General features: G+C 72.9%; 4 protein-coding genes. All 4 read right to left on the bottom strand.

Annotation, left to right across the window (positions count from 1 at the left end; translation table 11 throughout):
• Positions 1–217, bottom strand: a 217-nt coding sequence (locus tag CR938_RS13915; protein WP_211365247.1) for a hypothetical protein, incomplete at its 3' end; no start/stop codon positions are given.
• A gap of 14 nt (positions 218–231) precedes the next feature.
• Entirely contained in the window at positions 232–1,023 is a 792-nt protein-coding gene (locus tag CR938_RS13910; protein ID WP_162125560.1) for a cytochrome C assembly family protein, read from the bottom strand.
• 85 nt (positions 1,024–1,108) lie between these two features.
• Entirely contained in the window at positions 1,109–2,689 is a 1,581-nt protein-coding gene (locus CR938_RS13905; protein WP_162125558.1) for a DHA2 family efflux MFS transporter permease subunit, read from the bottom strand.
• A gap of 15 nt (positions 2,690–2,704) precedes the next feature.
• Entirely contained in the window at positions 2,705–3,874 is a 1,170-nt protein-coding gene (locus tag CR938_RS13900; protein ID WP_162125559.1) for an HlyD/EmrA/EmrK family protein, read from the bottom strand.
• Positions 3,875–3,992: the final 118 nt, after the last annotated feature.

Below are 3,992 nucleotides of genomic sequence, written 5' to 3'. Positions count from 1 at the left end.
GGTCGGCCGGCGGTGGCGGGGCGGCCGGCGGCGCCAGCGTGCGCTCGGCCTGCCGCTGCAGCTGCCCGGCATCCGGCGGCGGGTTGGCGGCCGCGGCCAGCGCGGCATGCAGGGCCAGCAGCAGCCCGGCCAGGCGCAGCGGTGGCCGCGCGCGGTCGGCCGCTCCGGCACCGGCCGGAGCGGAATGGCACGAAGGAGACCGTCCCCTGGGCGGCATCCGCATCCGCGACGTCAGCTCCGGCCCAGCACCAGTTCCAGCACGAACTTGCTGCCGAAGAAGGCCAGCAGCAGCAGCGCCATGGCCACCAGGGTCCAGTGCACCGCACGCGCGCCGCGCCAGCCGTAGCGCCAGCGGCCCAGCAGCAGGCCGCCGAAGGCCAGCCACGACAGGAAGCTGAGCACGCTCTTGTGCACCAGGTGCTGGGACAGGAAGTCCTCGACGAACAGCACCCCGGTCAGCAGGGTGAGGGTCAGCAGGGCGAAGCCCATGCCGATGGTGCGGAACAGCAACGACTCCAGCTCGGTCAGCGGCGGCAGCGCGCGCAGCCACGGCCGGAACAGGCGGCGACGCAGCGCGCGTTCCTGCATCCACAGCATCACCGCCAGCAGCGCGGCGATGGCCAGGGTGGCGTAGGCCAGCAGCGCCAGCCAGGCGTGCAGCTGCAGGCGCCACTCCAGCGCCGGCGAGGGCGCGTGGCCGTGGCCGTGGTAGACCGCCAGCAGCAGCGCCGCCAGCGGGTAGGCCAGCACGCCCAGCGCGGCCATGCGCCCGCGCGCGGCCACCGCCGAGGTCATGCCGGCCATGCCCAGGCTGACCAGGGACAGGGCCGAGAAGAAGTGCATGTCCGGGCCGCCCGGGGTGCGCCAGGCCACGACCAGGTGGTAGGCGCCGTGGGTGGCCACGCCCAGCAGGGCGGGGGCCAGCCAGGCGCGCGCGGTCTCGGTGCGGTCCTGGACCACGGCGCCGACCAGCAGCAGGGTGGCGGTCAGGTAGGCGGCGACGGCGATGAGAACGATTGTCATCCGGGCAGTGTCGCACAGCGCCGGCGGGGACCGGAATGCCATCGGCGTTTCCGCGGCGCCGGCGCCGGCGGCCGGCCGCCGGCGCTCAGTGGTCGCCGCCGACCGGGCGCGGCCCCTTGGCCGCGAACGGGGGCCGGGCGAACCACAGGAACACGATCACCCCGAGGAAAATGAGGCCGAGCAGGTGGAAGATCTCGTTGAAGCCGATCTGCGCGGCCTGCTGGGCGATCTCCCGGTCCAGCAGCATCGCCCCGCGCTGCAGGTCGCCCTGGCCCAGCCGTGTGGCCAGCTCCACCACCGTGCCGTCGTGCGCGGGCAGGTGCTCGGTCAGGCGGGCGTGGTGGATGGTGGTGCGCTGGTTCCAGCCCCAGGTGGTCAGCGAGGCGGCGAAGCTGCCGCCCAGAGTGCGCACGAAGGTGGCCAGGCCGGAGCCGGCGGCGATCTCGTGCGGCTCCAGGTCCGACAGCAGGATGCTCAGCACCGGCATGAAGAACAGCGCCACGCCCAGGCCCTGGACCAGCTGGATCACGGCCACGCGCTGGAAGTCCACGTCCAGGTTGAAGCCGGCGCGCAGGAAGCTGGTGAAGGCCATCACCACGAAGGCGAAGCTGGCCAGCAGGCGCAGGTCGAAGCGGCCGGCGTACTTGCCCACCAGCGGCGTGAGCAGGATCGGCAGCACGCCGATCGGCGCGGTGGCGAAGCCGGCCCAGATCGCGGTGTAGCCGAGGTTGCGCTGCAGCCACAGCGGCACCATCAGGCCGATGGCGAAGAACGCGGCGTAGGCGGTCACCATGGCCACGGTGCCGGCGGCGAAGTTGCGGTGGCGGAACAGGCGCAGGTCCACGATCGGGTCCTTCTCGGTCAGTTCCCAGATCACGAACACCGCCAGGGCGATCGTGGCGACGATGCTCAGCACCACGATCTCGGTGGACTGGAACCAGTCCTTCTCGTTGCCCAGGTCCAGCACGATCTGCAGCGCGCCCACGCCCAGCACCAGGGTGGCCAGGCCGATGTAGTCCATCTTCGGCCGGTCGGTGCGCTCCGGCCGGCCCTTCATCTGCGAGGACACCACCCAGGCGGCGAACAGGCCGATGGGCACGTTGATGAAGAAGATCCACTCCCAGCTGTAGTTGTCGGTGATCCAGCCGCCGAGGATCGGGCCGGCGATCGGCGCCACCACGGTCACCATCGCCAGCAGGGCCAGGGCCTGGCCGCGCTTGGCCGCCGGGTAGATGGACAGCAGCAGGGCCTGGGTGACCGGGTACATCGGGCCGCAGACGAAGCCCTGCAGGGCACGCGCGGCCACCAGCATGCCCATGCTCTGCGAGATGCCGCACAGGAACGAGGCGAACACGAAGGCCAGCGTCGCCCAGGTGAACAGCCGCACCTCGCCGAAGCGGCGGGTGAGGAAGCCGGTCAGCGGCAGGGCGATGGCGTTGCTGACCGCGAAGGAGGTGATCACCCAGGTGGCCTGGTTGGCGCTGGCGCCGAGGTTGCCGGAGATGGTCGGCAGGGACACGTTGGCGATGGTGGTGTCCAGCACCTGCATGAACGAGGCCAGCGCCAGGCCCAGCGTGGCCAGGGCCACGCTGGGCGGGGCGAAGGGCAGGGCCGGCGCCGCGCCGCGCGCGGGGCCGCTGCCTGGACGGGGGGCGGAGTCGGACATGGGGAGGCGTCCGCGTCAGCCGCGCGCGCGCGGCAGGTTCTGCTCGATGACCCGTTCGACCAGCGCGTCGGCCTCGTCCATCTGCCGGCGGTAGACGTCGGTGGCCAGGCGCGGGGCCTCGGCCCGGCGCGCCGGCGCCAGCACCGGGCCGCTGCGGTCGCGCAGGTCCACATCCACGTGCATGCTCAGGCCCAGACGCAGCGGGTGCTCGGCCAGCTGCGCCGGGTCCAGCTCGATGCGCACCGGCACGCGCTGCACGATCTTGATCCAGTTGCCCGAGGCGTTCTGCGCCGGCAGCAGCGAGAACGCGGCGCCGGTGCCCATGCCCAGGCTGGCGACCTTGCCCTGGTAGCGCACGCCGCCGCCGTACAGGTCGGCGCGCACCTCCACCGGCTGGCCGATGCGCATGTCCGCCAGCTGGGTCTCCTTGAAGTTGGCCTCGACCCAGACCTGCTCCGGCGGCACCACGGTCATCAGCGTGGCGCCCGGCTGCACGCGCTGGCCCAGCTGCACCTGGCGGCGGGCGACGTGGCCGGAGACCGGCGCGACGATGGCGGTGCGCTGCAGGTCCAGCCAGGCCTGGCGCAGCTGTGCCGCGGCGGCCTGTACCTGCGGCTGCTCGCGCACGGTGGTGGCGTCCACCAGGGCGCGGCTGCGGCGCAGGTTGCCCTCGGCGGTGCCCAGCGCGGCTTCGGCCGCCGCCAGCACGTCGCGGGCGTGATCCAGCTCCTCGCGCGAGATCGCGCCGGTGGCCACCAGGCCCTCGCGGCGCCTGACGTCGGCGCGGGCCTGCTCGACCGCGACCCGGCGCGCGCGCAGCCCGGCCTCGGCGGCGTCGGCACTGCCGAAGTAGCCGCGCACCTGGCGCACGGTCGCGGCCAGGTTGGCCACCGCCTGTTCGTAGGCGACCTGGGCGTCGTTCGGGTCCAGGCGCACCAGCACCTGGCCGGCTTCGACGCGGTCGCCTTCCTCCACGTCGATGCCGACCACGGTGCCGGCGGTCTGCGGCACCACGCTCACCAGGTTGCCCTGGACGTAGGCGTCGTCGGTGTACTCGTGCCAGCGCGCGTACAGCAGGTACCAGGCCAGCCAGGCGGCGCCGGCCAGGACCCCGGCCAGCAGCAGGATCTGCAGGGCACGCCGGCGCTTGCCGTGGGAGGCGGCGGGCGCGGGCGTGCCCTGCAGCTGTCTCTTCTCTTATAACCATCTGACGCTGCCGACCAATAGATGTTAGAGCGGCGGCGGCGCTACGTGTTGAGGATCGAAAGAGAAGACGAGCACTCAGAGAACGGGGGGCGAGGTG

Origin of the sequence: Pseudoxanthomonas taiwanensis, from assembly GCF_010093135.1 — a bacterium.
GTDB lineage: Bacteria > Pseudomonadota > Gammaproteobacteria > Xanthomonadales > Xanthomonadaceae > Pseudoxanthomonas > Pseudoxanthomonas taiwanensis.
Note: the sequence above shows the minus strand (reverse complement) of the source record. Positions and strands in the feature narration are given on the sequence as shown.

What these genes read in the sequence shown, in the direction of transcription:
- CR938_RS13905 (WP_162125558.1), bottom strand. Translation starts at nt 2,689, where the DNA reads ATGTCCGACTCCGCCCCCCGTCCAGGCAGCGGCCCCGCGCGCGGCGCG.
- CR938_RS13910 (WP_162125560.1), bottom strand. Translation starts at nt 1,023, where the DNA reads ATGACAATCGTTCTCATCGCCGTCGCCGCCTACCTGACCGCCACCCTG.